The sequence below is a fragment of the Aminobacter sp. BE322 genome (assembly GCF_050433525.1).
In the GTDB taxonomy this organism is placed as follows: domain Bacteria; phylum Pseudomonadota; class Alphaproteobacteria; order Rhizobiales; family Rhizobiaceae; genus Aminobacter.
On the sequence record NZ_JBNPXB010000004.1, the window covers coordinates 73,307 to 100,175 of the forward strand.

Here is a 26,869-nt window from a genome sequence, read left to right on the forward strand (position 1 = left end):
CAACGGCGTAATTGGGGCGGACGATCTTTTTGCGACAAGGCATTTCCACGATCGTCGTCCGGGCCAGGCCCGGCGACCGGACCAAGGGGCTGCTGCAGGCAGGCGGCTCGGTGTTTCCCTGTGCACTGGGACGCGGGGGGATCACGGCCAACAAGCGCGAAGGCGACGGCGGCACGCCGCTCGGCGCTATGCGGCTCCTGTCGGGCTACTTTCGCAACGACCATTTCCGCGGCGGCGGCACGCGGCTTGCGATGAGCCCGATCGGCGACGCCCTCGGCTGGTGCGAGGTGCCCGACGACCGCAACTACAACAGGCCGGTGAAGATACCTTACGGCGCCAGCCATGAACGCATGAAGCGGGACGACCGGCTCTACGACGCCTGCATCGTGCTCGACTGGAACATCAGGCCGCGCCGGCGCGGTCGCGGCAGCGCGATCTTCTTCCACCTCGCCCGGCCTGGCTTCACGCCCACCCAGGGCTGCGTGGCGGTGACGGCAAAGGTGATGGCGCGGCTCCTGCCGCATCTTTCCAGCCGCACGGTCATGAAGGTGGTGCGCTGAAGCGGCGAGCATTCCGATGAATGCGGTTCCGCCCCTCCAGCTATTTTTCTTGGCCGCATCTGTGCGACGCCAGACGATTCCGTCTGGCTGCAAGATGCTCGAAAAAAGCGGCCCGACGATCCCATGGGATCGTCGGGCCGGAGGTACTGCCTTCCAACAGCAGTGGGAGATGCGGAAACTGCAGGTAAGGTCAGCGGCGGTTCGGACGGCGCGGCGGCTGCCAGCCGATGTCGAGCAGCCCGAGGCGGCCAAGCTCGGCGTCGACGGCGTGGCCGACGTCACGGCAGGGGATGCCGGTGTCGCGGCGGTAGTGTTCGGTCAGGCAGCCGAAGCTCCTGGCCGGCAGGCTGAGCGCTGCCCGCATCTGGCGGAGCCAGTCGAAAAGCGGCTTCAGCGGGTTCGGCTGCGCATAGGGTGCCTTGAAGACATCGGTGGACATGGTCTGCTTCCATTTCGCCCGGACATCAAATCCGGTTTGACATTGTTTCAACTGATCCCATGATGGAGCGCTGAAAGACAAAAGAGAAACGAGTAGTTCTTTCTCGATCATCAAATTTGGCTTGAAGATAAGACGATGCGGTCGATGCCTGGGACACGTGCGCTGAGGACGTTGGTGGCGGCCGGCCGGCACCTCAACTTCACGCGCGCGGCCGACGAGCTGGGGCTGACGCCGGCTGCGGTGAGCCACCAGATCAAGGAAATCGAGGACCAGCTCGGCGTGGTGCTGTTCACGCGCACCAGCCGCAGCATCAGGCTGACGGAGGCGGGGGCGGCGCTGTGCGACGCCTCGACGGACGCCATCGAACTGCTCAACCGGGCCGTCTCCAAGGCGCGCAAGCTGACGCGCGGCACCACGCAGCTCAAGGTGACGCTCGACGCGCAGTTCGCCTCGAAGTGGCTGATGCGGCGGGTGGACGGCTTCCGCAAGCTGCACCCGGACATCGAACTCAGGTTCGACATCAGCTACGACGTGCGCGACTTCGACCTCGACGACGTCGATGTCGCCATCCGCTTCGGCATGGGCAAGTATCCTGGCCTGTGCGCCGACCGGCTGTTCGACAACATGATCATTCCGGTGTGCAGTCCGAGGCTGCTGGCGTCCGGACCGCCCTTGCGCGTGCCGCGCGACCTGTTCCATCACACGCTGGTGCATATCGAATGGTCGCAGCAGGGCGTGACCTGGCCGAACTGGCGCATGTGGATGGCCGCCGCCGGCGTCGAAGACTTCGACGATAGCCGCGCCATCGTCTTCACCGCCTCCTCAGACGCGGTGCAGGCGGCAATCGACGGGAGTGCGGTGGCGCTGGCCGATTTCGCCATGGTGGCCAACGACCTTTCCGAAGGACGGTTGGTGCGGCCCTTCGACCTCGGCATCCGCGTGTCGCGCGAGTTCGCCTATTTCCTGGTCTATCCGAAAAGCACCGAGGACGACCCGCGCATTTCAGCGTTCAGGGAGTGGATGCTGGAGGAGGCGGCGAAGACGGAGGTGTGAGGGGCTAGACTAGCCGTGAGTCACCGCATCACCGGGCGATATCCCGGCGTGGTCAACCGTCATCTCGGCATCGGCTGGGAGTTCGTGCACGTCTGCATCGATGATGCCTCGCGCGTCGCCTTCGTCCAGGTCATGCCCGACCAACGAAAGGGGAGCGCCGTCACTTTCCTGGAAGCTGCCGTTGCCTATTACGTAAGCCTCGGCATCAACGTGCAGCGCGTGATGACCGACAATGGCTCGTGCTATCGGTCAAAAACTTTCCGGGCAGCCTTAAGACGTCTCGGTCTGCGCCAAATCTTCACCAGTGCCATACACGCCCAAGACCAATGGAAAGGCCGAGCGCTTCATCCAGACGAGCCTGCGCGAATGGGCTTACGCCAGAGCCTACGACACTTCCCGTGAGCGCACCGCTGAGCTGTCACGATGGCTTCATCGCTACAATTGGCACAGGCCACACAGCAGCCTACGCTCAAAAACACCGATCAGCCGCCTCGCATTGACCAAGGACAACCTGTTGACACTCCACAGCTAGCGCGCCCTCTGCGCCAGCTGGTCGCCGAAGATCGCCCGCTGCAGCGGCGCCGCCAGCGACGCGGCATAGGGCGTGGCGATGTGATGGCGGTCGCGGAACGTCAGCTTGCCGCCGATCATCGCCGGGCAGTGGCGCGCATCGCAGAACTGGCCGGTGAGGTCGACATAACGCACGCCGCCCATGCCGGCGACCGCCGCCTGTTCTGCGGCAAAGACCCGCTCGTCGATCGCCTGGTCGCGCGGCGTATCGCAGGCCTCGGCACCCCGCCCCTGCCAGAGCGACCGCGCCACGCATTTGTCGAGATAGGACCTGTGCACAGGGACGTCCCTGATCAGCACCACCTCGGCGCCCGCCTTGCGCAGCCGGTCGGCCACCCCCCTCAGTCCCTCGGCCCACGCGTCGCGGCCGACGAGGTGCTCGAGTTCTCCGTTCACCCGGTTCTCGACATAGCTGTAGGAATACTGCGAGACGATCACCAGTTCGGGCCGGAGTGCGGCGATCTCGTCGAGGGCCCGGCGCCGCCACTCGTCGCATTCGGCATATTCCCTCGCCAGCACCTCGTTCCAGGTCTGCACCTGTGCTGCCGGGCATGACGACTTCATGTAGGTGACCAGCCGCCAGCCCCGGCTTTTGGCGATCTCGGCCAGCGGCGTCGACCAGTGGTCGGCATGCGAATCGCCGAACAGCACCACCGTCCTGCCCGAATTCGCGGCCCCGAGGATGCAGCGCCGCGGCACCGTCTCCTCCCGGGCGAGCACGCATCCGCTGTCGAGCTGGCGCGCCGAGGAGCCGCGGGCCGCACTTTCCATGATCAGGCGCTGGTTGGGGTCGATGCTCTGCGCCGCAAGCTGTGCCGCGGCATAGGACAAGGTCGCCCCCGCCGAAGTCAGCAGCGCCGCCAGCCCCAGCGACCGCACCGACCTTGCCGCGAGCCAGCCGCTCAGCCGGATAGGGTTCTCGACCAGGTGGTAGCTCAGCAGCGACAGGCCGAAGGTCAGCGCGAGACAGGCGAGCCGCCCCGCGAGCGAAAGCTCCGGAACCAGGATGGTGGCGAAGACGATGACCGGCCAGTGCCACAGATAGAGCGAATAGGACAGCTTGCCGACCCACTGGAACGGCGCAAGCGCGAGCACGGCGCCAGGCGCAGGCCCGCTCTGGCGGGCGCCGGACAGGAGCAGCATCGCGGTGCCCGCCACAGGCATCAGCGTGATGAAGCCGGGAAACGGATCGGCCTCCCTGACGCCCAGATAGGCCGCGCCGATCAGCGCGATGCCGGCCCATCCCATCGCCGGCGCCGGGCGCAAGCCTGCCGCCCAGCGTCTGGCGACGGGAAGCGAGACAAGCCCGCCCACCGCGAACTCCCAGGCGCGCAGCGGCGAGAAGTAGAAGGCCCAGGGCTGCGACGTCTTCGTCATCCAGGCGCTCGCGGCGAACGAAACGAGGGCCGCCAGCCCCAGGAGCACGGCCATGCCCCTTTCGCCCGGCCGGAAGCGCGCGACGAGCAGCAGCAGCGCCGGCCACAGCAGGTAGAACTGCTCCTCCACCGATAGCGACCAGAAATGCAGGAACGGGTTGTTCGCCGTGTCGGTCGCGAAATAGTCGAACGACCATCGGAGCAGCCACATGTTGATGACATAGGTGGAGGCGAACAGCGCACCCTTGGCATAGAGCTGCTGTTCCGACGGCGCGAGGATGAAATAGCCCGCCGCCAGCGTGGCTGCGATCACGAACAGCGAGGCCGGCAGCAGGCGGCGCGCGCGGCGGCCGTAGAAGCGCCAGAGGTCGACCGTTCCCGTACGGCCGATCTCCTGCATCAGGTGGCTGGTGATCAGGTAGCCCGAGATGACGAAGAAGATGTCGACGCCGATGAAGCCGCCGGGAAGGCTCGTCATGCCGAAATGGAACGCGACCACCCCGGCGACGGCGATGGCCCGCAGCCCCTCGATGTCCGGACGGAACGACGCCGAAGCGGGTGTCGTCATGCCTTCGCCTGCCTGTCTGTCATGGGCGCAGGATTGTTCAGGCGGCAGCGCCGGACAATTCAAACCATATTGCAATGCAACATAGTCGCCCCGGCCAGGAGCTGCTGTAGCGCAAGGGACACAAGGCGTTGCGGCTGGTCGGCGGGATAACATCGCACCGGACTTTTCGTCCCGCCGGCCGAATTGTCGGGGAACCGATGCACGCGCAGACGGGTTAACCCGCGCGAGGGGCCGAATCTCGAAGAGGAAGATCAATGAGACATTCTCTCGCCATCGCGATCCTGCTGGGCGGTGCCGCGCTGGCCGCGCCGGCGGCCGGTGAGGACGCGAGCGCGCCGTCGACGATGCCAGCCCAGGTCGATCCGGGCACGACGGCCAGCACCGGCTCCACCGGCTTCGCCGCCGTCATGTCGTCGATCCAGGCGAGCAGCAGTACGGCCACCGCCATCCAGTCGCTGACCGCGGTCACGTCGGTGAACATCGTCAAGGTTGCGGCCATCGCCAGCAAGGACGAACTGCAGAAGCTGGATCAGGCGGAGAAGGACAACCAGGCCGACATCACCGGCGTCCAGGCCGCGATCATGGCCAACGCGCTGCTCAAGGAAAAGCTCGACGCCGAGAACGTCGACACCTCCAGCATCCTCGCCGCGAACGTCGCGGCCGATGGCGCCGTCACGGTCTTCGTGCGGTAGCGAGACCCCGCGCGTCGCAGGCGCGAGACAGGCATTTGCGCAGAGCGGTGTGGTCCGGTGGCTGCGGCGCCGGGCCGGCCGGTTTTTTTCCGCCTCGACCAGCCGCACCACCTTGGCCGGAGTCGTGCATCAATCGTGCACAGGGCGTCCGAAGATATTGTCCAGGAACTCGTCGAGCCAGCGCTTGAGATGCATGTCCCAGATCAGGCGGCCGCCGAGATGGTCGCGGCCGGGCTGCGCGCCGGGCAGCACGAAGCGCTCCGCCCCGCGCACCACCCAGCGCTGCATCATCATCCGGGTCAGCTCGGCATGGAACTGGATGCCCCAGGCATTGTCGCCATAGCGGAACGCCTGGTTCGGATAGGTCTCCGACGCGGCGAGCAGCACGGCGTCCTTCGGCAGCGAGAAGCCTTCGCGGTGGAACTGGTAGACCATCTCGGGCCAGTGCATCAGCTTGCGGCCTTCCTCGGTCGCCTTGATCGGGTACCAGCCGATCTCCACCAGCCCGTCGCCGTGGCCCTCGACCTTGCCGCCGAGATGGTTGACCAGCATCTGCGCGCCCAGGCAGATGCCGAGCAGCGGCCGGTTCTCCTTGAGCGGCACGGCGAGCCAGTCGGTCTCGCGGCGCACGAACTCGTCATGGTCGTTGGCGCTCATCGGCCCGCCGAAGACGACGGCGCCGGCGTGTCGGTCCAGCGTTTCGGGCAGGGTATCGCCCAGCGGCGGGCGGCGGATATCGAGGTCGAAGCCGTTCTCGATCAGCACATGGCCGACGCGGCCTGCGCTGGAATGCTCCTGGTGCAGCACCACCAGGATCTTGGGTCTCGCCTGCCCCCGCATCGAGCGTCTATTCGTCCGACTCCGATCCAATGGCGGCGCGGGCGTTCTCGGCCGCCCTGTGCTTCTCCGCGATACGGTCGCGCCGCTCCACTCCCATCAGTTCGGCGACGCGCCAGATGGTGTTGTCCTCCATCTCGTGCACCTGGCCGTCGGCATAGACGACCTCCCACATCATGCCGATGAAGTCCCTGCGCGCCTGCTCGTCGAGATTGCGCTTGAGCACGCTGGTGAAGGCATAGAGGTCGATCGCCTCGTTGTCGGCCTGCTCGCCCGCCTTGACGAGGCGGTCGAGTTCGGCGCCGGAAATGCCGTAGCTCTGCGCCAGGAGCTGCTTCAGCCGCTCCCACTCGACGTCCTGCCGGTCTCCGTCCGCGTCCATGACGTGATAGAGCAGTGCTGCCACGGCGACGCGCAGGTCGTCCTGGCGCGACGGAGCGCCGCCCACAGCGGGCAGGTCCCTCAGGAATGAGATCATGCGTTCGAACATCGGCGGTTCCTGTTGCGGCAAAACCTGGATTTAGGCACGGCCACCGCTCAAAACAATCGGAAGCGGCGCTGGGCGTTCTCCCGATCCTCGTCCGGATCGACGCCGGGATCGTCGGGCAGGCGGATCGGTTCGGCGTCGCCGTCGTCCAGAATCGCATCGTCGCGCGGCTTCGGCTCGGGACTGACAGTCCCCCCATCCGGACCGACCTTCGCCGGCTGTAGGTCGGCCGGTGCCACCTCGTGCTCGATCTCGACGATGTCGTCGCCGGCCGGCTGCGCGGCGCGGATGGACGGGATCGGAACCCGCTCGGCGGGTTGGTTCTGCTGTTCGATGAGATGGCCGAGCCGCTCTTCCGGCGCCCGCCACTCGAACGCGTCGAGCCGCCCGGTGACCGGCGAGAACGGCGCCCAGCGCTCGGAGACGACGCCATCCGCCACCCAGGCCGGGTCGCGCGGTGCCCGCACAGCCTTGGAAAGCCACTGCCGCACCTTGCCCTGGTTGCCCGTCTCGGCCTCCTCGATGTCGGCCAACAGCAGATAGGCGCCCTCGCGGGGCTGCATCCGCGCCGCGGCCGTCGCCTCCGACCGCGCCAGCGCATAGTCCTGCGCCCCGAGCGCCGCGCGCGCCACCGTCAGCGACGATTCCGGATTGTTCTGCTTGAGCGACTGCAGCTTCTTCGCCCGCGCCAGCCGGTCGAGCACCGCATCGCCCGGCCGGGCGTGGACGTAGAGTTCGGCGATGTCCGGCAGCGGTTCTGCCTTCCATGCCGCCTCCAGGAGCTTCGAGCCCTTGCGCACGTCGTTCTGGCGGAACAGCACCTTGGCCGCGACGATCGCCGCAGGGCCGAAATCCGGACGCAGCCGATTGGCTTCCAGTGCCGCGGTCCGCGCCGCGTTGAAGTCGCTGTCGAGCAGCGACATCGCCTTGGCGGTCAAAAGCACCGAGCGGCGGTTGTTGGCGACGTCGCGTTCCACCAGCCTCGACGCCTTCTGCGCGTCGACCAGCGCCAGCGCGCCGTCCCAGTCGCCGCGCTCGGCCTTCTCCTCCATGGTCGCTTCCGCGGCCCAGCCGAGCTGCGGCGCGAGCCCGGCGGCGCGCCCTGCATAGTGGCGGGCCGCCGCCCGGTCGCCCAGTCTTTCGGCCTCGAGATAGAGCCCGCGCAGCCCGAGCAGGCGCATTTCGGGATCGTCGAGCATCGCCTCGAACTTCTGCCGCGCCGCGTCGTGGTCGCCTTCGAGCAGCGAGGCCTGCGCCTCGAGCAGATGGATCAGCGGCTCCTGGTCGGAACGGATCAGCTTGGCCGCTTCCTTGTTCTTCTTGCGGGCAAGTGCTGCGTCGCCGGCGCCCGCGGCGATCATGCCGGTCGACAGCGCCTGGTAGCCTCGGTCGCGCCTGCGGGCGCGGAAATGGCGGGCGATCGCATAGGGGCTGTTCCACAGCGCCTTGGTCAGCCACCAGAGCAGCATGACCGCGGCCACGATGGCGGTGACAGCCACCGCCGCCACCATCAGCGTGACCCTGTACTGATATCCCCCGAAGGTGACGACCATGTCGCCGGGACGATCGGCCAGCCAGGCGAAGCCGAGCCCGAGCAGGAAGACGACGGCCAGATAGAACAGGATGCGGATCATCTCGTATCCCCTCGCCTCAGGCCTTCATCGCATTGGCGACGAGCTGGTCCACCTGGTTCTCGACATCGAGCCGCGCCTTGAGCATGGCGGCGAAGTCGGCGCCGGCGGCCTTGGCCGCCTCGGGCAGCGTCTCGTATTCGGCGATCGCCTTGGCGAAGTCGCCCTGATTGACCGCAACTTCCATGCGCGCCACGGTTTCCGGCACTCCGCTGCCCTCTACCTGCCCGATCGGCCGGACCTTCACCAGCTGCTCGGCGCTCGAAACCAGCCGCTCGACGATCCCCGCATCCGGATTGACGGGCTTGGCTGCGACGATCATCGCGTCGGCTACGGTACCGGTCTCGGCCACGATGTCGGCACGTGTCGCAACGCCCTTCTCGGCATAGCCGCGCAGGGCCGCCAGCTGCGGCGAATCGGGGGCAATCGCCGCAAAGGTTTCCAGTTCCGCCGCAAACCCGCCGCCGCGGTCGACGGCCGCCTTGAGAGCCGACGCCGCGATCGCCAGCGCGATCTTCGGCTGCGAGGCCTGCGCCTCGACCTTGGAGGCGAGCGACGACATCGACTGCTCCAGCGCCGCGATGTCGCCCGCATCAGACTTGGTGGCCTCGCCCGCGGCCTTCACCGTGGCGTCCAGCGCCGCGACGCGCTCGTTCAGCGTTGCGATATCGGCCGACACGCCGCCGCCCTGGCCGAGCGACGCGACCTGCCCTTCCACCGCCTTGATCCGATCGTCGAAGCCGGCAAGGGCCTCGCTCGAACCGGCCTGTCCGGCAGCCTGCTTCAGCGTTTCGATCTCGGCCTTGACCTGGTCGATCGCCGAAGCCAGCCCGGCGATGCGGCCGTCGACGTCTTCGGTCGCGTTCGATGCCCCGAGATCGGCGACGCGCGATTTCAGCGATTCGATTTCGGCCTGCATCTGGTCCGCGCCCACCGGCGCCCCCGAACCGCCAGGCGCGCCAAGAATACCGGCAAACTGCAGCCCTCCGGCGGCCAGCAGGGCGATCAGGCCGCCCGCGAGGCCGGCGGCGATGCCCGGCATGCCGCCGCGCTGCACGGCCACGCCGGGCACCGGCGCGGCACTTTCCGAAAATGCCGCCGCCTTGGGCGTTTCGGCGGCTTTCGGCTGCTCGCTGTCGAAGCTGTAGTCGTAGGAGACATAGTCGTCGCCCGGCCGGGCGGCCGTTTCGCCCGCGTCGGCCGGCTTTGCCCCCTCTGCAGCAGCGGCCGCCTCGTCGCCGGTCGTCGCGGCGACCGCCTCGGCAGGCTCCACAGCCTCTGCCGCCTCGGTCTCGGCCGCCTCCTCGACGCGCGAAACCGCACCGGGTTCCAGTTCGATCGTCATCGGCTCGCGATGCGACTTCGAGTGGCGCGTCTTCGGCGTCTTGACCATGCTTGGGGCTCCGCGATTTCGTTGGCACAGGTCCCGCGACCGATGCGGGGTCGAAGATGGAAAGCAGTAACACCCACCGACCCTCGAAAAAAGGCCGCGATATGGCGGGTCGTCAGTCGGGATCGCCGAGAAGGGCGAACAGCGCGTCCTCGTTCGGATCGAGCGCCACCTCGACATTCAGCCCGCCGCCGATGGCCGCCGCGATCCGTCCCGACAGGCAGCAGCAGCGGGCGTTGCGCAGCAGGCTGTCGGCCTCCGCCTGGGTCTCCATCAGGGCGCCCAGCGCCGCCGCCGCCCGCGCCGAATAAACGAGTACCGCATCGATCGGTTGCCCACCCAGCCGCTGGCTGACCAGCGCCGGGTTCGGCGACAGGCCGACCGTGTCGTAGGTCTCGATGGCCACGACCCGCGTGCCGTTCATGCCCAGCCGGCGCTCGAAGTCGGGCATGCGCACCCGACCGCAGAGATAGGCCAGCGTCGCCTTGCCCATTTCCCTGGCGATGCTGTCGGCGAGGGATGCGGCATCGCCCGGCCCCTCGCGGACCGACGCAAATCCGGCCTTGCGCGCGCTTTCAGCCGTGCGGGCGCCGACGGCATGGCAAGGCAGGTGGCTGAGGCGCTCGACGAGCCCGCTCGGGGCATGGCGCAGCGCGTTGGCGCTGGTCACGGCCACCGCGACGGCGTCAGGCGGCACCAGGCCGCGGGCAACCGGCAAGGCGCGCGTTTCGGAGAGCGGCAGCAATACCGGCTCGAAGCCGAGCATTTCGAGGCGCCGCGCGGTGCGGGTGGCGCCGGGATCCGGCCTCGTCACCAGCACGCGCCGCGCCATCTAGCTCCACCCTTCGAAGAACTTTTCGCCGGCCCGCGCCCGCACGTCTTCGCCGGCCTTGCGGCCGATGGCGGCCGCGTCGGCCGCCCTGCCTTCGGCCCTGGCGTCATGCGACTGGGTGCCGTCCGGCGTCAGGATCAGCCCGGAGAAGGACAGGCGATCGCCGTCGATCTCGGCATATCCGGCAATGGGCGTGCGGCACGAGCCGTCGAGTGCTGCCAGGAACGCGCGTTCGCAACCCAGCGCCTGCCCGGTCGGCTTGTGGTCGATTGCCGCGAGCATGTCGCGCACGCGGTTGTCGCCGATGCGGCTTTCGATGCAGATCGCGCCCTGACCCGGCGCCGGCGGGAACACGTCCACCGGCATCAGGTCGGTGATGATCTCGGTCAGCCCCAGCCGGCGCAGGCCGGCATGGGCCAAGATCGTGCCCTCTGCCACGCCCTCGTCCAGCTTGCGCAGGCGGGTCTGCACGTTGCCGCGGAACATCACGACGTCGAGGTCCGGCCGCATGCGGCGGATCAGCGCCTGCCGCCTCAGCGACGACGAACCGACGACGGCGCCCTCGGGCAGATCGACGATCTTCTTCGCCGAACGGCCAATGAAGGCATCGCGAACGTCCTCGCGCGGAAGGAAGGCCGATAGTTCGAGCCCATCCGGCAGCTGCGTCGGCATGTCCTTGGACGAATGCACGGCGAAATCGATCGTGCCGGCGTAGATCGCCTCTTCCAGTTCCTTGGTGAACAGCCCCTTGCCGCCGGCGAGCGAGAGAGGGCGGTCCTGGATGCGGTCGCCGCTGGTGGAGATCGCCACGATCTCGAAGGCTTCCTCGGGCAGGCCGTGCGCCGCCATCAGCCGCGCACGGGTCTCGTGCGCTTGCGCGAGCGCCAGCGGACTGCCGCGGGTTCCGATTTTCAAGGCTCTGGTTTGCATGGCGCCCGGTCCGTGATAACCCCGCGCTGGCGGGGCGGTCCCGTACCTCCTATCTAGGAAATTACCACCGGGCAATCATGCAGGGTAGCGACCAATTGATCCGCGTTCTGGGCATCGAGACGAGCTGCGACGAAACCGCGGCCAGCGTCGTCGCGCTCGAGCCGGGCAAGGAGCCGCGTATCCTGTCGAGCACGGTGCTCAGCCAGATCGAGGAACACGCGGCCTTCGGCGGCGTCGTGCCCGAGATCGCGGCCCGCGCCCATGTCGAGGCGCTCGACGGCATCGTCGAGGCGGCACTCGAGGATTCGGGCGTTGACCTTCGGGACATCGACGCGGTTGCGGCCACCGCCGGTCCCGGCCTCGTCGGTGGGCTGATCGTCGGGTTGATGACGGCCAAGGCCGTCGCCGCCGCCGCCGGCAAGCCGCTGATTGCCATCAACCACCTCGAGGGCCACGCGCTGACCGCGCGGCTGACCGACAGGCTCGACTTCCCTTATCTTTTGTTGCTTGTCTCCGGCGGCCATACCCAGATCGTGCTGGTGCGCGGCGTCGGCGACTACCAGCGTTGGGCCACTACCATCGACGACGCGCTCGGCGAAGCTTTCGACAAGACCGCCAAGATGCTGGCCTTGCCCTATCCCGGCGGCCCCAATGTCGAGAAGGCCGCGGCCATCGGCGATGCCGGCCGTTTCGTCTTTCCGCGCCCGATGAAGGGCTCGGCCCAGCCCGATTTCTCCTTCTCCGGCCTGAAGACGTCGGTACGCCAGGCCGCGACCGCCGTGGCGCCGCTCAGCGACCAGGACGTCGCCGACATCTGCGCCTCCTTCCAGGCCGCCGTCACCGATACGCTCGGCGACCGCGTCAGGCGCGCGCTGGCGCGCTTCCGCGCCGAGTTTCCCGATACAGCGAAGCCAGCCCTCGTCGTTGCCGGCGGCGTCGCCGCCAACAAGCAGATCCGCGCCCGCCTGGAAGCGCTTTGCGCCGAGAATGGCTTCAGTTTCGTCGCGCCGCCCCTGGCGCTGTGCACCGACAATGCCGCGATGATCGCCTGGGCCGGCATCGAGCGGCTGCGCGCCGGGCTCGCCGAGCCCGACGCATTCGACTTCGTGCCGCGCTCGCGCTGGCCGCTGGACAGCGTGTCCGCGCCGGTCGTCGGCTCCGGCAGGCGGGGAGCCAAGGCATGAGCGCATACAAGGTCACCGTTCTCGGCGGCGGCGCCTGGGGCACGGCGCTTGCGCTGGCCATGCTGCGCGCCGGCCATGCCGTGTCGCTCTGGGCCCGCGACGCCGAAAGCATCGAGGCGATCGGCAAGGGCCGGAACCCGCGCTATCTGCCCGGCATCAATTTCGAGACCGGCATCATCGCCACCACCGACCTCGCCAGGGCCGTCGAGGGCGCCGACTGCGTGCTGGTCGTCATCCCGGCGCAGGCGCTGCGCAGCGTGCTCGACGAGGTGAAGCCGCATGTCGCGGCCCATGTCCCGCTGGTGCTGTGCGCCAAGGGCATCGAGCGCGACACCGGGACGCTGCTCTCCGAGATCGCCAAGGAAATCCTGCCGGAGAACCCGGTCGCAGCCCTTTCCGGCCCGAGCTTCGCCACAGACGTCTCGCGCGGCCTGCCCACGGCAGTCGTCGTCGCCGCCGAGGACGAGGCCCGCGCCTCGGCGCTGGCAACGCGCTTTTCGGCCGCCAACCTGCGCTGCTATTCGAGCGACGACCTGATCGGCGTCGAGATCGGCGGCGCGCTGAAGAACGTCTTCGCCATCGCCGCAGGCGCCGTCACCGGCGCCGGCCTCGGCGCTTCGGCGCAGGCAGCGCTCGTCACCCGCGGCTTCGTCGAGCTGCGCCGCATCGGTGCGGCTTTCGGCGCACGCCCCGAAACGCTGATGGGCCTGTCCGGCCTCGGCGACCTGATGCTCACCTGCTCCTCGGCCCAGTCGCGCAACTTCGCCTATGGCGTGGCGCTCGGCAAAGGCGAGGAACTGTCCGGCCGCCCGCTCGCCGAGGGCGTCGCCACCGCCTACATCGCCGCCCGCCTCACCCGCGAGCGCGGCATCGACGCGCCCATCGTCCAGGCGGTCGCCGCCCTGCTCGACAAGGCCATCACCATCAACGAGGCGGTCGCCGGCCTGATGTCGCGGCCGCTGCGCGCCGAAGCCGATTGATCCAGAGAGGGACAACATGCTTTTCGCACTGATCTGCAAGGACAAGCCGGGCCATCTCCAGGTCCGCCTCGACACGCGCCCCGACCATGTCGCCTTCCTCAACGACCTCAACGCCAAGGGCGCGCTGAAATTCGCCGGCCCCTTCCTCGATGCCGACGGCAAGCCGGACGGCAGCCTTGTCGTCATCGAAGCGGCAGACGCAACCGCGGCACAGGCAATGGCCGACGCCGACCCCTATGCCAAGGCCGGCCTGTTCGAAAGTGTCCAGGTCCGTCCGTGGAACTGGGTATTCAACAATCCGGCCAGCGCCTGACCCGCGCATCGAGGGGGACGACATGAGCGAGAAGAAATACTGGCTGTTCAAGTCCGAGCCGTTCAAATTCTCTTTCGAGATGCTGAAGGCCAAGGGCAGGCAAGGCACGCAGTGGGACGGCGTGCGCAACTACCTCGCCCGCAACAACATGCGCGCCATGCAGATCGGCGACCTCGGCTTCTTCTACCATTCCAATGAGGGCCTGGAAGTCGTCGGCATCGCCGAGGTCTGCGCGCTTGCCCACCACGACACCACGACCGAAGACCCGCGCTGGGAATGCGTCGACATCCGCTACCACAGCGAGATCCCGAAGACGGTCACCCTGGCCGACGTCAAGGCCAATCCGGCGCTGGAGAAGATGGCATTGGTCACTTCGATGCGCCTGTCGGTGCAGCCGGTCACACCTGACGAATGGCAGGAAGTCTGCCGCATGGCCGGGCTCGCCAAGGCTCCGTGACCACCGCCTCCTCGACACGCCTGACGCCCAAGAGTGCGGAAGCCTTCATCCTCGCCAACACGGCGCTGATGTTGCCGCCGCACGTGCCGGAGATTTCGCTGCGCCTCGCCGACGAGGCCCATGACCTCTGGCATCGCACAGAAGAAGAGCTCTCCGAAATCGGCCTGCCGCCGCCCTTCTGGGCCTTCGCCTGGGCCGGCGGCCAGGGCCTGGCGCGTTATGTGCTCGACCACCCTCAGACCGTGTGCGGCAAGCACGTGCTCGACTTCGCCTCCGGTTCCGGCCTCGTCGCAATATCAGCCATGAAGGCGGGCGCAGCCTCCGTCGTCGGCGCCGACATCGATCCCTTCTGCGAGGCAGCCATCCGCCTCAACGCCGCGGCCAACGACGTTACCGTCGGCTTCGAGGGTTCAGACCTCGTCGGCCGTGACTGCGGATGGGAGGTCGTGCTCGCCGGCGACGTCTTCTACGAGAAGCCCTTCGCCGACCGCCTGGTGCCATGGTTCGAGACGCTGCGCGCCCGCGGTGCCGAGGTGCTGGTCGGCGACCCCGGCCGCGCCTACCTGCCCAAGCAGCGGCTTGAAAAACTCGCCACCTACGAAGTTCCCGTCACCCGCGCCCTCGAAGACGCCGAGGTCAAGCGCACCACCGTCTGGCGATTTGCTTCCTGAAGGCCTGGGTTGTCTGAAAGGACCCTTCGCGGCTCCATCCCTCCCTTGACCAACACGGATACTCTAGAGCCGGATGCCGGTTTGGACGAGCCCGCGGGTGATGCTGCCCGTGGTCGGCAGCAGCGGGATCAGGCACGCCTGCAGGGCATGATAGATGTCGGGCTTGCCGTAGAAGGGGCCGGCATTGGGCTTGAGGTCGCCGTCGAGCTGGGCATGCCAGCCGCCATTGGCGCGGTCGATGAAGCGCGTGGCCGAAAAATTCCAGATGCGGCGGTACCACTCCTCGTAGCGGGGATCGCCGTCGATGGCATTGAGGAAGGCGGAGGCACCGATCGCCTCGCAGCATGGCCACCAGTAACGGTCGCGGATGCGGGCCGAGCCGTCCCATTCGAGCGTGTAGTAGAAGCCGCCCCTCGCCGTGTCCCAGCCGTCGGCGGTCGCCTGGCCGAACAGGTTCCTGGCCGCGTCGGGCAGCCAGGCGGGCTTGCGGCCGCCGAGTTCCCAGAGCTGCAGCAGAAGCCGGGCCCATTCGAGCGAATGGCCGGGCGTCGTGCCAAAGGGCCGGAACATCGGGTCGCCGGAATAGTTGCGGTCGAGCTTCCAGTCGGTGGTGAAATGCTCGGGCAGGCGCCAGCCGGCGGCAGCGGAATGACGGCGGATGATGAGATCGGCGATGCGCTCGGCCATCGAGAGGTAGTTGCCGTCGCCGGTCGCCTCGAACGCGGCCATCAGGGCCTCGGTGAGGTGCATGTTGGAGTTCTGGCCGCGATAGCCGTCGTAGGACTTCCAGTCCGCCGTGAATTCCTCCGCGACCGCCCCATGGGCCTCTTCCCAGAATCTTTCTTCGAGCACCGTCGAGATGTCGGTGAGCAGCCGGTCGGCGTCGGGGTGGCCGGCGACCTTGGCGCTGGAGGCGGCAAGCATCACGAAGGCGTGGCCGTAGGCCTGCTTGGTGTCGTTGGTCGGCCCCTCGTAGCCGACGCCCCAGAAGTAGCCGCCGTTGGCCTGGTCGCGGTGACCGTTCCAGAGGAAATCCATGCCGTGGTCGATCAGCGACGCGGCACCCGGACGGCCCATCAGATGGGCGATCGAAAAGCAATGGACCATGCGCGTGGTGACATGGATCTGGCGACCGGCATGCTTTCCGGGCACGGCGCCGGGAGCGAAGGGGCGACCCCGGTCGTCGAGGTCGTAGAAGCCGCCGAGCGGGTTGATGCTGTGGCGCTCGAAGAAGGCGAACAGCGCTTCGGCCTGCTGCAGCAGCCAGAGGCGGTGGCCAGCCAGCGTCGCCCACTTTGCCGAGCCTGCGGCCGTTTCCAGTGAAGCCATGAACGTCGTCTCCCATTGTCCGGCACGCACATGCCGGCGTCGACCGGGAACTATTACGTTCCTGGCGCGGGGCTCAACTGGAAAACGCGTGTCGACGCGAGGCATTGACGCTCCATGAGAGATAAAATGCGCATTTGATCAAATGCTCACGAGATGTTAAATGGTCCTCGTTCAATCATGCGGAGTGGCGACGGCCGGGCTGTGCCATGGCGACGAAGCGCCAGCCGCCACCAATCGATCAGGATATCCCATGCCCCGCTTCGCCAGACGCATCACGCAGACCTCCAAGAAGAGCTACGGCATGTTCGCCAAGGCGGCGGCGCTGGGGAATGACGGGCGCGACCTCATCCATCTCGAGCTCGGCCAGCCCGTGCACGACACACCAAGCCACATCAAGGACGCGACCATCCGGGCGCTGCAGGCGGGCGAGGTGCACTACAGCGACCTGCAGGGCATCCTGCCGCTGCGCCAGGCCCTGGCGGCGAAACTCAGGGAGCATAACAAGCTCGATGTCGAAGCCGGTGAAATCCTGATCACCAACGGCCTGACGCAGGCCTCTTTCGCTGCCTTCATGGCGCTGGTCGACGACGGCGACGAGGTGATCCTGCTCGAACCCTACTACCCGCAGCACCTCGGCAAGGTGGAGATGGCGGGCGGGCGGGTCGTCTTCGCGCCTCTCGACAAGGAAGCCGGGTTCCGCATCCGCAAGGAGCTGATCGCGCCGCTGGTGACGCCGCGGACGCGGGTGATCGTGCTCGTCAACCCCTCGAACCCGACGGGCAGGGTCTATTGTCGCGAGGAACTGCAGGACATCGCCGACCTCGCCATCGAACATGACCTCGTCGTGGTTTCCGACGAGGTCTACGAGCAGATCGTCTTCGATCGCGCCGAGCACGTCAGCATCGCCTCGCTGCCCGGCATGAAGGAGCGGACCATCAGCATGTTCGCCTTCACCAAGGCCTATGCCATGGACGGCTGGCGCCTCGGCTATCTCGCCGCCGACAAAGCGATGATGCCGGCGCTGATGAAGGTGACGGCAAGCGAGGTCACCCACGTCAACACCTTCATCCAGCATGGCGCCCTGGCGGCCGTGACCGGCCCGGCCGCGGTCCTGGACGAGATGGTGCAGGACGACCGCCGCAAGCGCGACCTGGTGGTGAGCCGGCTCAACCAGATGCCGGGCGTGAAATGCGCCATGCCGGAAGGCACCATCTATGCCTTCCCCGACATCCGCGGCACCGGTCTCGGCGCGCAGGAGGCGGCCGACGCGATCCTCGACAAGGTCGATGTCGTGGTCGAGGCGGGCAGCTTCTATGGCCCCGCGGGCGAGGGGCACCTGCGTGTCTGCTTCGGATCGCAGAGCTACGAGCGGCTGGAAGAGGCGATGGACAGGCTGGCGAGGTTCTTCAACGGCCTTTGAGCTCGCTCTGGCAGCAGCAGCGCCGTTGCGCTAGAGCCGTTGCCTGAAGGGAAAGCGGTTCCGACGATGGAGCCGCCGGCCGGAACAGAGGACCGGAGATGCTGGACGATCGACTGGAGCCCGTTGCCTCGCGCGTCACCATGGGCGACGGCGTCTATCTGCAGCTGCGCAACGCCCTGATCACCGGGCGCTTCGACCCCGGGCAGGCCCTGACGATCTCGGCGCTGGCGTCGTCGTTCCGCACCAGCCACATGCCGGTGCGCGAGGCGCTGCGCCGCCTGGCTGCCGAAAATGCGCTCGAGGTCGCGTCGAACGGGTCTGCCAAGGTGCCGCAGGTCTCGGTCGAGCGGCTCGATGACATCTATCGGGCGCGCGCCGTGCTCGAGGGCATGGCCACGGAACTCGCCGCCGCGCATGTCGACCAGGGCGGGCTTGCCGCATTGGAGGCGATCGTCGCCGACCACGAGGCGACCTATGCGTCCGGCAACGTCTACGACATGCTGCTGAAGAACCGGGATTTTCACTTCGCGATCTACCGCGCCTCGGGTTCCGAGGTGTTGGTGCAACTCATCGACACGCTGTGGCTTCGCCACGGTCCCTACATGCGGATGCTGTCCTCCGAGATCTCGCCGCGCCCGGGGAGCGGGTTGCAGGAGCCGTTGTCACAACACCATCGCGTCATCGTCGAGGCGCTGCGCAAGCGCGACGGGGCGGCGGCGCGCGATGCCATGGTCGCCGACATCGGCGCCACCCAGGGCCTGCTCAGGCAGCTTTGCATGGCCGTCGAATCGTCGCGCTGAAAGTGTTCACCGACCGAGAAGGCCGCGAAGGCGGGCGAACAGCCGGTCGATGCCCTCGGGCGTGGTGATCATGCCGGGCGACAGGCGAAGGGTCCGCCCGCGGCAATCCGCATGGACGGCGTCCGCGCGCAGCCGGTCGACGATCTCGGCGGTGTCGGCCGAGTCGGGAAGCCGGAGCATGACGCTGCCGCCGCGACGGCGCTCGTCGCGCGGGCCGGCGAGGGCAAGCCCGATCTCGTCGGCGCGGCGGATGATCTCGCCGCCGAGGGTCCGGTTGTGCGCGAGCATCGCCGCATGGTCCTGCGCCGCGTGCCATTCGAGGGCGGGCAGAGAGCCGGCGCAGGCCAGCACCGAGGGCGTGCCGTGATCGAAGCGGCGCGCGTCGGCGGCATAGGCGAAGGCGTCGAGATCCCAGGAGAAAATGTTCTCCTGGCTGAACCAGCCGCGCAATTCCGGGCGGCATTGCTTCAGCAGCGGCTCGGCGACGTGGATGATGCCGGCGCCGGGCGTGCCGCAAAGCCACTTGAGCGTGGTCGAGACGGTGAAGTCGACGGCCGGTGCATCGACCCTGAAGGGCAGGAGGCCTACGCCCTGGGTGATGTCGACGCCGACCAGGCTGCCCATGCGGCGGCCGTGGGCGGCGAGCAGCTCCAGGTCGCAGCGATGCGAGGCCGTCGAGGTCACGAAGGTGATCAGCGCGAGCCCGACCTCCTCGGTCCAGGCCGCGATCACGTCCTCGTCGCGGACCCAGTTTTCGCCGCTGCGCAGCGGCACGGTTTCAAGCGTGAAGCCGAGGCGCGGTGCAAGGCCAGCAAGGAGGAAATGCAGGCTCGGGAAACAGTCGGCCGCGACCAGCAGCTTGCGGCCGGCGAGATGATGCGCGGGCAGCGAGCCGATCAGGCTGTAGAGCGCGGTGGTGACGTTCTCGGCCGTGGTCAGCGTACCCCTGGGCGCGCCGATGAGATTGCTCCAGCGATCGATGAATTGCTGCCGCTGGCCGAGCGCCCGCATCCATTGGCCGTCGTCGAAGGCGCCCCAGCTGGAGGAAAACGCCGAGAACGCCGCGGCCATGTCTTCGGCCTTGCCCGGGTACATGCCGATCGAGTGGTAGAGGAAGTAGCCGGAGCCGTCCGCCGGGTTGGGAGCATTCATTGCCTGTGATCCTCCGAACGCGGACACTCTAGCGCGCTGCCAGCTGCTGCTTGCCGCGTTCTTCCAGGTAGCTGACCAGCCGGACCAGCGGCAGCAGGAAGGCGAGGTAGATGATCGCCGCGCCGATGAGCGGGGTGGGATTGGCCATCAGCGCCTGCGCGTCGGTGGCCTGCTTGAGCAGGTCCGGCATGGCGACCACCGAGGCGAGCGCCGTGTCCTTGAAGATCGAGGCGGCGTTGCTGGTCAGCGGCGGAACCACGACACGCAGCGCCTGCGGCAGGATCACCTTGCGCATGGCCATCCAGAAGCCGAGGCCGAGGGCCGAGGCCGCCTCGAACTGGCCCTTGGGCACGTTCTCGATGCCGGCGCGGCAGACCTCGGCGGTGAAGGCGGAGAGGACAAGCGACAGGGCCAGCGTGGCGGAGGTGAAGGACGAGAAGCGGATGCCGACGAAGGGCAGCGCGTAGTAGATCAGGATGAGCAGCACCAGGATCGGCATGGCGCGCAGCACGTCGATATAGGCGATGGCCATCAGCCGCACCGGCCTGGGGCCATAGAGCCGCATGAGGCATACCAGAAGCCCGGCCACGCCGCCGAAGACGATGCTCGCAGAACCCAGGAGCAAGGTGTTGCTGACGCCGCGCAGCAGCATCGGGAAGGACCTGACGAGGATTTCCCAGTTGAAGAACGTGTTGATCAGTTCCATGGCAAGGCCCGGTTAGGGGCGCACCGGCGGACCGGTGCGTCGTTTGAGTGGCTGTGGGGTGCCGCGGGGCGGTCATTCCGCCTTGGGCAGAGGCATGTCGGTCACCGTGCTGGTGCCCTGGTCGGGATCGACGCCGAACCACTTCTTGTGGATGGCGGCCAGCGTGCCGTCCTTCTTCATCGCCGAGATCGCCTCGTTGGCTTCGCCGACGGCGGGATGGTCCTTGCGCGACATCATGGCGAAGCGTTCGCCGGTCGGGATGCGGACCAGCACCTTCAGGCCCGGCGTCTTGGTCATGGCGTACTGGAAGCCGGCGAGTTCACCCGCGCCGCCGTCGATGCGGCCGTTCTGGACGTCGAGCAGCAGGTCCTGCTGGGCGTTGTAGCTGGTGATGTCGGCGATGCCGAGCTTGTCCTTGTTTTCCTTGGCCCAGGCCTCGCCGGTGGTTCCGGCGACCACGCCGATCACCTTGCCCTTGAGGTCCTCGAGCGCCGCGATGGGCGTGCCCTCGCGGCCGACGACGGTGCCGTCGCTGTCGTAGTAGGGCTGCGTGAAGGACTGGTTCTTCAGGCGCTCGTTGGTGACCGAGATCGAGGAGATCGCAAAGTCGATGCGACCGGAACTTGTGGCGGCGAACAGCGCCTGGAAGCCCATGTCCTGGAACTCGACCGGCCGGTTGAGGCGCTTGGCGACCTCGGTGGCGACGTCGATCTCATAGCCTTCGAACGTGCCGGTTTCGGACTTGAATTCCCATGGCGGATTGGCGGGGTAGGCGCCGACGACGATCTTCTCCTGGGCGCCGACGGGCGAGGCGATCGCCATCGCAAGGGCCATCGCAAACCCGGCAACTGCGCTGGAAAGCTTCATATCATACTCCTCCGGTTGTGCCCCATCGTTCCGTTTCTGCGGGATATCGAGGCGGGTTTTCCATGGTCGCCGGGGCGCTTCGGTGACCATTAATATGCATTTGCAAATAAATTCGACCGAGTGGAGAGCGAGCCTGACATGCCGCTATATCCCGACATGCGCCAACCTCGTCGTTTCGATCCCGTCCGGCCTTAAACTCCCCCCATTCATGATCCTGGGCCACAGGGTTTTCCGCTGGCTGGTGCGCCAGTCACGGAAATAGGCGCGCCACATCCTCAATCCGGTGGCAGGGCCCAGGTCATGTTTTTGCTTGTCCTCGGAAATGATATTTGCATATGCAACTAAAGCCGTCTAGTCTCTTGTTCGGGAAGAGCGGGCGCGGCCGGTGCGGACGATGGATCCGTGCCAAGGCCAGGCGCCATCAAACGGAGGACTGGAAATGACTGCAGCGGCAGCCACTCTCGACAATCTCGGGGAATTGCTTCTGAGCGGACGGGTCGAGGTCGTCGATCTGACGGCGCCGCTCGGGCCGGACACGCCCCTGATCAAGCTGCCGCCCGAGCTTGCGGTGGATACGCCCAGGATCGAAGTGCACACGATCTCCGAATATGACGACAAGGGGCCGTTCTGGGCCTGGAACTGGCTGAAGATCGGCGAGCATTCGGGCACGCATTTCGATGCGCCGCATCACTGGATCACCGGCAAGGACTATTCCGACGGCTACACCGACACGATCCCGGTGCGTAGCTATGTTGCCCCGGTCAACGTCATCGACTGCTCGGCGCAGTCGGCGGCCGACAACGACTTCCTGCTCAGCGCCGACGGCGTTCGCGCCTGGGAGGCCGAGCACGGCGCGATCGGCAAGGGCGAGTGGGTGCTGATGCGCACCGACTGGGACAGGCGCAAAGATTCGGAGGCGGCCTTCCTCAACGTCGACGAGAAGGGACCGCATTCGCCCGGCCCGACCGTCGACTGCATCGAATACATTATCGAGCGCGGCGCCATCGGCTGGGGAACCCAGTGCATCGGCACCGATGCGGGTGCGGCCGGCGGGATGCAGCCGCCGTTTCCGGCGCACAACCTCATGCACAAGGCCAATCGCTATGGGCTGGCGAGCCTGTGCAACCTCGACAAGCTGCCGCCGAAGGGAGCGATCCTCGTCGCTGCGCCGCTGAAGATCGTGCGCGGCACGGGCAGCCCGGTGCGCGCGCTGGCGCTGGTGCCCAGGGGCTAGGCGAGGCTGGCTCGAGGCGGCGGGCTCCGCCCGTCTCGGGCCGAAAGTTGCAGGGCCGCTTGGATTGATCAGGCCGACCGTTGGCGCTGGCCGACGGTCGTGCTCTGTATCGCAGATCCGCGGCGAAGACTCGCCGCGGGCGGATTGGCTGCGAAGGAAGACCCAATGAACGAGCACATCATTTCGAGCGAAAACGACGAAGGCCCCCGCCTTGGCGAGATCGGCCTCCAGCAGTTTGCGCCCTATCTGATGAACCGCATCATGGGGCGCTACAACGCCTCGCTGCGTGAGGACCTGGCAAAGCTCGGGCTGACGACGCCGAAGATGCGCACGCTGGCCGTGCTGTCGGTCGTCGACGGGCTGCTCGTCGGCCGGCTCGCGGTCTATGCGGTGGTCGAGCAGTCGACGCTCAGCCGCGCGCTCGACGCGCTCGAGGCCGACGGCATGGTGCGGCGCACCCCCGACCAGGAGGACAGCCGCGCCATCCGCGTCTCGATCACCGAGGCCGGGCGCGCCGCCTTCGAGAGCCTGTGGCCGACCATGCGCCAGAGCTACAACCGGATGTTCGCCGGCATCGACGCGGCCGAGCACGCTGCTTTCGTCTCGACCCTGCAGAAGATACTCAACAACATAAAAAAGCATGATTTCTGAGGAGCTGCCCCATGGCTGAACGATCGTTTGCGAAGGAGGTCGAGAAGCTCAAGCTGGGCGATGGCGAAGTGTTCACCGGCGAGGGCATCCTCGCCATCACCAAGGCGCTGCTGCAATGCGGCGTGGGCTATGTCGGCGGCTACCAGGGCGCGCCGATCAGCCATCTCATGGACGTGCTGGCCGACGCGCAGGAAATCCTCGGCGAACTCGGCGTGCATTTCGAGGCGAGCGCATCCGAGGCGACGGCCACGGCGATGCTGGCGGCATCCGTCCACTATCCGATCCGCGGTGCCGCGACATTCAAGTCGACGGTGGGCACCAATGTCGCGTCCGATGCGCTGGCCAACCTCGCCTCCGGCGGGGTGACCGGCGGCGCGCTGATCATCGTCGGCGAGGACTATGGCGAAGGCTCATCCATCATGCAGGAACGCAGCCATGCCTTCGCCATGAAGAGCCAGGTCTGGCTGCTCGATCCGCGGCCGAACCTGCCGTCGATCGTCGCGGCGGTCGAGCACGGCTTCGAGCTGTCCGAGGCCTCCAACACGCCGGTGATGCTGCAGGTGCGCATCCGCTGCTGCCATGTCAGCGGCTCGTTCGTGACCAAGGACAACGTGCGTCCGGCGATGACCGTCGCCGAGGCGTTGGAGAACCCGCGCCGCGACACCCAGCGCATCGTGCTGCCGCCGGCATCCTTCCTGCACGAGAAGGAGAAGATCACCAAGCGCCTGCCCGCGGCGATCGACTACATCAGGCGCCACGGGCTGAACGAGACCTTCGGCGACAACGGCAAGGTCGGCCTGATCATGCAGGGCGGCATGTATAACGGCGTCATCCGGGCGCTGCAGCGGCTGGGGCTCGCCGACGCCTATGGCGAGACGGACGTGCCGCTGCACGTGCTGAACGTCACCTACCCGCTGGTCGCCGACGATCTCGTGGCGTTCTGCGCCGACAAGGAGGCCGTGCTCGTCATCGAGGAAGGCCAGCCGGACTACATCGAGCAGGCGCTGGGCGCCATGCTCTACAAGGCCGGCGCGACCGTCAGGCTCGAGGGCAAGGGCATCCTGCCCATGGCCGGCGAATATGCGGGCGACGTGATGCTCGCGGGCATCGGCTCGTTCCTGCGCAAGCACGCCGCCGACATGCTTGCGCCCGAGGTCAGGGCGCCCAACATGCCGGCTCCGCCCATGTTCGAGGATCTCGCGAAGACCGTGCCGACGCGCCCGCCGGGCTTCTGCGTCGGCTGCCCCGAACGGCCCATCTTCGCGGCGACCAAGCTCGCCGAGCAGGAACTCGGCAAGCATCACATCGCCTCCGACATCGGCTGCCACCTGTTCTCGATCATGCCGCCGTTCGAACTCGGCGCCACGACCATGGGCTACGGGCTGGGACCGGCCTCGGCCTCGGCCTTCAACGCGCCCGACGCCAAGCGCCGCTCGATCTCGTTCGTGGGCGACGGCGGCTTCTGGCACAACGGCCTGACCTCGTCGGTCGGCAACGCCGTGTTCAACAAGAACGACGGCGTCATCGTCGTGGTCGACAACTACTATTCGGCCGCCACCGGCGGGCAGGACATCCTGTCGTCGCGGGCGAGCAACAGGACCAAATCGACGAAACACCCGATCACCGACGCGCTCAAGGGCATGGGGGTCAAGTGGATCCGCCATGTCGAGCGCACCTACGATGTCGGCCTGATGCGCAGCACCCTGAAGGAGGCGCTGACCACCGAGGAGAGCGGGCCCAAGGTGATCGTCGCCTCGTCGGAATGCATGCTGAACCGGCAGCGGCGCGAAGGCCCCCTGCGCAAGCAGGCGATCGCCGACGGCAAGCGCGTGACCAAGACCAAGTTCGGCGTGGACGAGGACGTCTGTACCGGCGACCACGCCTGCATGCGCCTTTCTGGCTGTCCGTCGCTTTCGGTCAAGCAGCTCGACGATCCGCTGCGCGACGACCCGGTGGCGGCGATCGACGAAAACTGCGTCGGCTGCGGCAATTGCGGCGAGGTGGCGGACGCCGCCGTGCTGTGCCCATCCTTCTATCAGGCCGACGTCGTCTCCAATCCCACGGCCTGGGACCGGTTCGCGTTCGGCCTGCGCCAGCGCGTCATCGGGGCGCTGCAGGCATGGCGCGAGCGCGGCCGGCTGGTCTTCGAAGGAGTATCCGCATGAGGCTCGGGCTCCCGGAGGGCGCGGACACGACGCGTGCCATCATCAAGCTCGCGGTCCTCGCCGTCGGCGGTCAGGGCGGCGGCGTGCTGACCAACTGGATCACGGATCTTGCCCAGCGCTGCGGCTGGCATGTCCAATCCACCTCGGTCGCCGGTGTGGCGCAACGCACCGGCGCCACGATCTATTATGTCGAGATGATGCGGAAGGATCCGGCCCGGCCCGACACCAGGCCGGTGCTGGCGCTGAGCCCGGCGCCGGGCGACGTCGACATCCTCATTTCCGCGGAACTGGCCGAAGCGGGGCGGGCGGTGCTGCGCGGCTTCGTCACGCAGGACAGGACCACGCTCATCGCCTCCAGCCACCGCATGCTCGCGGTCTCTGAGAAGATCGTCCCCGGCGACGGCCGCGCCGACAGCGAAACCGTGCTGAAACGGGCGGAAGAAGCGGCCCGCCGCTTCATCCATTTCGACATGGAGAGTATGGCGCGGCAGGCCGGCAGCGTGATCTCGGCAAGCCTGTTCGGCGCGCTGGCCGGCTCGGGCGAGCTGCCGTTTCCGCGCGAGGAGTTCGAGGCGACGATCGGCAGCGGCGGACGCGGCGCCAAGGCGAGCCTCGCGGCCTTCGCCATCGCCTATGAGCGGACCCTGGCCGGTCCCCCGCCGCAGGCCGAGCAGGCACCGCAGGCCGCGCCGGCGGTTGCGGGGCCCGCCGGGCTGCGCGACAAGTGGTCGGCGCTCGAGCGCCGCCTGGAGAGGCTGCCCGAGCCTGTTCGAGAGATGGCGGGGCACGGCCTGCGCAAGGTCGTCGACTTCCTCGATCCGGCCTACGGCGCCGAATATCTCGACAGGCTCGACGCGGTGACGGCTGCCGATGCCGCCGCGTCTGGCTACGTCTTGACGCGCGAGGCGGCCAAACATGTCGCCAATGCCATGGTCTATGACGACATCATCCGCGTCGCCGATCTGAAGACGCGATCGTCGCGGGCCGAACGGGTGCGCCGCGAGGTGCATCTCGGCGAGGACCAGACGCTGACGACGACCGAATATTTCCATCCGCGCATGGAGGAGATCTGCGGTACTTTGCCGGCAAGGCTCGGCGCGGCGATCGAGGCCCGCCCCGGTCTCATGAGGGGGCTCAACCGCTTCGTCGACCGCGGCCGCAGGATCAGGACCGACGGCATGCTCGGCTTCGGCATGCTGTGGCTGGTCGGGGGAATGCGGCGCTGGCGGCGCGGCCTGCTGCGCCACCGGGTGGAGACGGCGCATCTGGAGGCGTGGCTGGCCCTGGCGATGAGCGAGGCCAAGGCCGACTACGAACTCGGCGTCGAGGTGCTGAAATGCCGGCGCCTGATCAAGGGCTATTCGGACACCCATGTCCGCGGGCAATCGAGGTTCGACCGGGTGCTGGGCTGCCTCCGGATGCTGCGCGGGCGCGACGATGCCGCGGCGTGGATCGCGAGGCTGCGCGAGGCGGCGCTGAAGGACGCCGAGGGTGTCGCGCTCGACGGCGCGATCATGACGGTGCGCTCCTTCGCCGAGACGCCGGACGGCAAGGCCGCCTGACCGAGATTCGATG

General features: G+C 67.6%; 26 protein-coding genes and 1 pseudogene. 15 read left to right on the top strand and 12 right to left on the bottom strand.

The features are described 5' to 3' along the window. Positions 1-29: 29 nt before the first annotated feature. Complete coding sequence (locus J2X50_RS08440; RefSeq protein WP_429093893.1) at positions 30-560, top strand: L,D-transpeptidase family protein; 531 nt, start codon at positions 30-32, stop codon at positions 558-560. 190 nt (positions 561-750) lie between these two features. Here the strand turns inward: J2X50_RS08440 and J2X50_RS08445 are convergent, their stop codons facing one another. Beyond that, a complete protein-coding gene (locus J2X50_RS08445) occupies positions 751-999 on the bottom strand; it encodes a hypothetical protein (RefSeq protein WP_429093894.1) in 249 nt (82 codons plus the stop codon). 135 nt (positions 1,000-1,134) lie between these two features. Between J2X50_RS08445 and gcvA the strand changes: the two genes are divergently transcribed. Both gcvA and J2X50_RS08455 read left to right on the top strand, forming a co-directional pair. Next, positions 1,135-2,052 (top strand): transcriptional regulator GcvA, encoded by a 918-nt coding sequence (gene gcvA, locus J2X50_RS08450; protein WP_429093896.1) that lies wholly within the window; start codon positions 1,135-1,137, stop codon positions 2,050-2,052. A 15-nt stretch (positions 2,053-2,067) separates the two neighbouring features. Further along, positions 2,068-2,584 (top strand): annotated as a pseudogene (locus tag J2X50_RS08455) (integrase core domain-containing protein); the annotation flags it as partial. Here the strand turns inward: J2X50_RS08455 and J2X50_RS08460 are convergent. Next, positions 2,581-4,566 (bottom strand): acyltransferase family protein, encoded by a 1,986-nt coding sequence (locus J2X50_RS08460; RefSeq protein WP_429093898.1) that lies wholly within the window; start codon positions 4,564-4,566, stop codon positions 2,581-2,583. The pseudogene J2X50_RS08455 and the gene J2X50_RS08460 sit on opposite strands and share 4 nt — an antisense overlap. A gap of 254 nt (positions 4,567-4,820) precedes the next feature. Here J2X50_RS08460 and J2X50_RS08465 point away from each other — a divergent pair, with 254 nt between their 5' ends. Then, a complete protein-coding gene (locus tag J2X50_RS08465) occupies positions 4,821-5,258 on the top strand; it encodes a hypothetical protein (RefSeq protein ID WP_429093899.1) in 438 nt (145 codons plus the stop codon). A 129-nt stretch (positions 5,259-5,387) separates the two neighbouring features. Here the strand turns inward: J2X50_RS08465 and J2X50_RS08470 are convergent, their stop codons facing one another. The 6 genes from J2X50_RS08470 to hemC all read right to left on the bottom strand — a co-directional run bounded on the left by J2X50_RS08470 (position 5,388) and on the right by hemC (position 11,365). Continuing rightward, entirely contained in the window at positions 5,388-6,098 is a 711-nt protein-coding gene (locus tag J2X50_RS08470) for a glutamine amidotransferase (protein ID WP_429093901.1), read from the bottom strand. A gap of 7 nt (positions 6,099-6,105) precedes the next feature. Then, positions 6,106-6,585, bottom strand: a complete 480-nt coding sequence (locus J2X50_RS08475; protein WP_429093903.1) for a TerB family tellurite resistance protein — start codon at positions 6,583-6,585, stop codon at positions 6,106-6,108. 47 nt (positions 6,586-6,632) lie between these two features. Further along, on the bottom strand, positions 6,633-8,216 hold the full coding sequence (locus J2X50_RS08480) for a heme biosynthesis protein HemY (RefSeq protein ID WP_429093904.1): 1,584 nt from the start codon (positions 8,214-8,216) through the stop codon (positions 6,633-6,635). Positions 8,217-8,232: 16 nt separating this feature from the next. Next, positions 8,233-9,606 (bottom strand): COG4223 family protein, encoded by a 1,374-nt coding sequence (locus J2X50_RS08485; RefSeq protein ID WP_429093906.1) that lies wholly within the window; start codon positions 9,604-9,606, stop codon positions 8,233-8,235. Between the two features lie 112 nt (positions 9,607-9,718). After that, positions 9,719-10,435 (bottom strand): uroporphyrinogen-III synthase, encoded by a 717-nt coding sequence (locus tag J2X50_RS08490; protein ID WP_429093908.1) that lies wholly within the window; start codon positions 10,433-10,435, stop codon positions 9,719-9,721. Beyond that, the gene (hemC, locus tag J2X50_RS08495) at positions 10,436-11,365 is read right to left on the bottom strand and encodes a hydroxymethylbilane synthase (protein WP_429093910.1); all 930 of its coding nucleotides are present in this window, start codon (positions 11,363-11,365) and stop codon (positions 10,436-10,438) included. 98 nt (positions 11,366-11,463) lie between these two features. Here hemC and tsaD point away from each other — a divergent pair, with 98 nt between their 5' ends. Genes tsaD through J2X50_RS08520 form a run of 5 tightly spaced genes read left to right on the top strand, consistent with a single transcriptional unit; the run spans position 11,464 to position 14,970 of the window. Then, complete coding sequence (gene tsaD / locus J2X50_RS08500) at positions 11,464-12,549, top strand: tRNA (adenosine(37)-N6)-threonylcarbamoyltransferase complex transferase subunit TsaD (protein ID WP_429094266.1); 1,086 nt, start codon at positions 11,464-11,466, stop codon at positions 12,547-12,549. Beyond that, on the top strand, positions 12,546-13,529 hold the full coding sequence (locus tag J2X50_RS08505; protein WP_429093912.1) for an NAD(P)H-dependent glycerol-3-phosphate dehydrogenase: 984 nt from the start codon (positions 12,546-12,548) through the stop codon (positions 13,527-13,529). The genes tsaD and J2X50_RS08505 overlap by 4 nt, the downstream gene beginning before the upstream one ends. 16 nt (positions 13,530-13,545) lie before the next feature. Next, the gene (locus J2X50_RS08510) at positions 13,546-13,842 is read left to right on the top strand and encodes a YciI-like protein (RefSeq protein WP_429093913.1); all 297 of its coding nucleotides are present in this window, start codon (positions 13,546-13,548) and stop codon (positions 13,840-13,842) included. A gap of 22 nt (positions 13,843-13,864) precedes the next feature. Next, complete coding sequence (locus tag J2X50_RS08515) at positions 13,865-14,299, top strand: EVE domain-containing protein (protein WP_429093915.1); 435 nt, start codon at positions 13,865-13,867, stop codon at positions 14,297-14,299. Next, on the top strand, positions 14,254-14,970 hold the full coding sequence (locus J2X50_RS08520) for a class I SAM-dependent methyltransferase (RefSeq protein ID WP_429093917.1): 717 nt from the start codon (positions 14,254-14,256) through the stop codon (positions 14,968-14,970). The genes J2X50_RS08515 and J2X50_RS08520 overlap by 46 nt, the downstream gene beginning before the upstream one ends. A 63-nt stretch (positions 14,971-15,033) precedes the next feature. On the opposite strand, the gene J2X50_RS08525 is transcribed toward J2X50_RS08520, so the two are convergent. After that, entirely contained in the window at positions 15,034-16,299 is a 1,266-nt protein-coding gene (locus tag J2X50_RS08525; protein ID WP_429093919.1) for an AGE family epimerase/isomerase, read from the bottom strand. A 250-nt stretch (positions 16,300-16,549) separates the two neighbouring features. On the opposite strand from J2X50_RS08525, the gene J2X50_RS08530 reads away from it, so the two are divergent. Both J2X50_RS08530 and J2X50_RS08535 read left to right on the top strand, forming a co-directional pair. Next, positions 16,550-17,719 (top strand): pyridoxal phosphate-dependent aminotransferase, encoded by a 1,170-nt coding sequence (locus tag J2X50_RS08530; protein ID WP_429093921.1) that lies wholly within the window; start codon positions 16,550-16,552, stop codon positions 17,717-17,719. Between the two features lie 98 nt (positions 17,720-17,817). Continuing rightward, positions 17,818-18,519 (top strand): GntR family transcriptional regulator, encoded by a 702-nt coding sequence (locus tag J2X50_RS08535; RefSeq protein WP_429093923.1) that lies wholly within the window; start codon positions 17,818-17,820, stop codon positions 18,517-18,519. A 6-nt stretch (positions 18,520-18,525) separates the two neighbouring features. On the opposite strand, the gene J2X50_RS08540 is transcribed toward J2X50_RS08535, so the two are convergent. The 3 genes from J2X50_RS08540 to J2X50_RS08550 form a co-directional block, all read right to left on the bottom strand. After that, complete coding sequence (locus tag J2X50_RS08540; protein ID WP_429093925.1) at positions 18,526-19,671, bottom strand: aminotransferase class V-fold PLP-dependent enzyme; 1,146 nt, start codon at positions 19,669-19,671, stop codon at positions 18,526-18,528. A gap of 28 nt (positions 19,672-19,699) precedes the next feature. Then, entirely contained in the window at positions 19,700-20,377 is a 678-nt protein-coding gene (locus tag J2X50_RS08545; RefSeq protein ID WP_429093927.1) for an amino acid ABC transporter permease, read from the bottom strand. A 72-nt stretch (positions 20,378-20,449) separates the two neighbouring features. Beyond that, entirely contained in the window at positions 20,450-21,244 is a 795-nt protein-coding gene (locus tag J2X50_RS08550) for an ABC transporter substrate-binding protein (protein ID WP_429093928.1), read from the bottom strand. Between the two features lie 439 nt (positions 21,245-21,683). On the opposite strand from J2X50_RS08550, the gene J2X50_RS08555 reads away from it, so the two are divergent. From J2X50_RS08555 to J2X50_RS08570, 4 genes are all read left to right on the top strand, one after another. Continuing rightward, a complete protein-coding gene (locus tag J2X50_RS08555; RefSeq protein ID WP_429093929.1) occupies positions 21,684-22,478 on the top strand; it encodes a cyclase family protein in 795 nt (264 codons plus the stop codon). A gap of 165 nt (positions 22,479-22,643) precedes the next feature. Continuing rightward, the gene (locus J2X50_RS08560; protein WP_429093931.1) at positions 22,644-23,129 is read left to right on the top strand and encodes a MarR family winged helix-turn-helix transcriptional regulator; all 486 of its coding nucleotides are present in this window, start codon (positions 22,644-22,646) and stop codon (positions 23,127-23,129) included. Between the two features lie 11 nt (positions 23,130-23,140). Continuing rightward, complete coding sequence (locus tag J2X50_RS08565; RefSeq protein WP_429093933.1) at positions 23,141-25,294, top strand: thiamine pyrophosphate-dependent enzyme; 2,154 nt, start codon at positions 23,141-23,143, stop codon at positions 25,292-25,294. Continuing rightward, on the top strand, positions 25,291-26,856 hold the full coding sequence (locus tag J2X50_RS08570) for an indolepyruvate oxidoreductase subunit beta family protein (protein WP_429093935.1): 1,566 nt from the start codon (positions 25,291-25,293) through the stop codon (positions 26,854-26,856). The genes J2X50_RS08565 and J2X50_RS08570 overlap by 4 nt, the downstream gene beginning before the upstream one ends. Positions 26,857-26,869 lie beyond the last annotated feature (13 nt).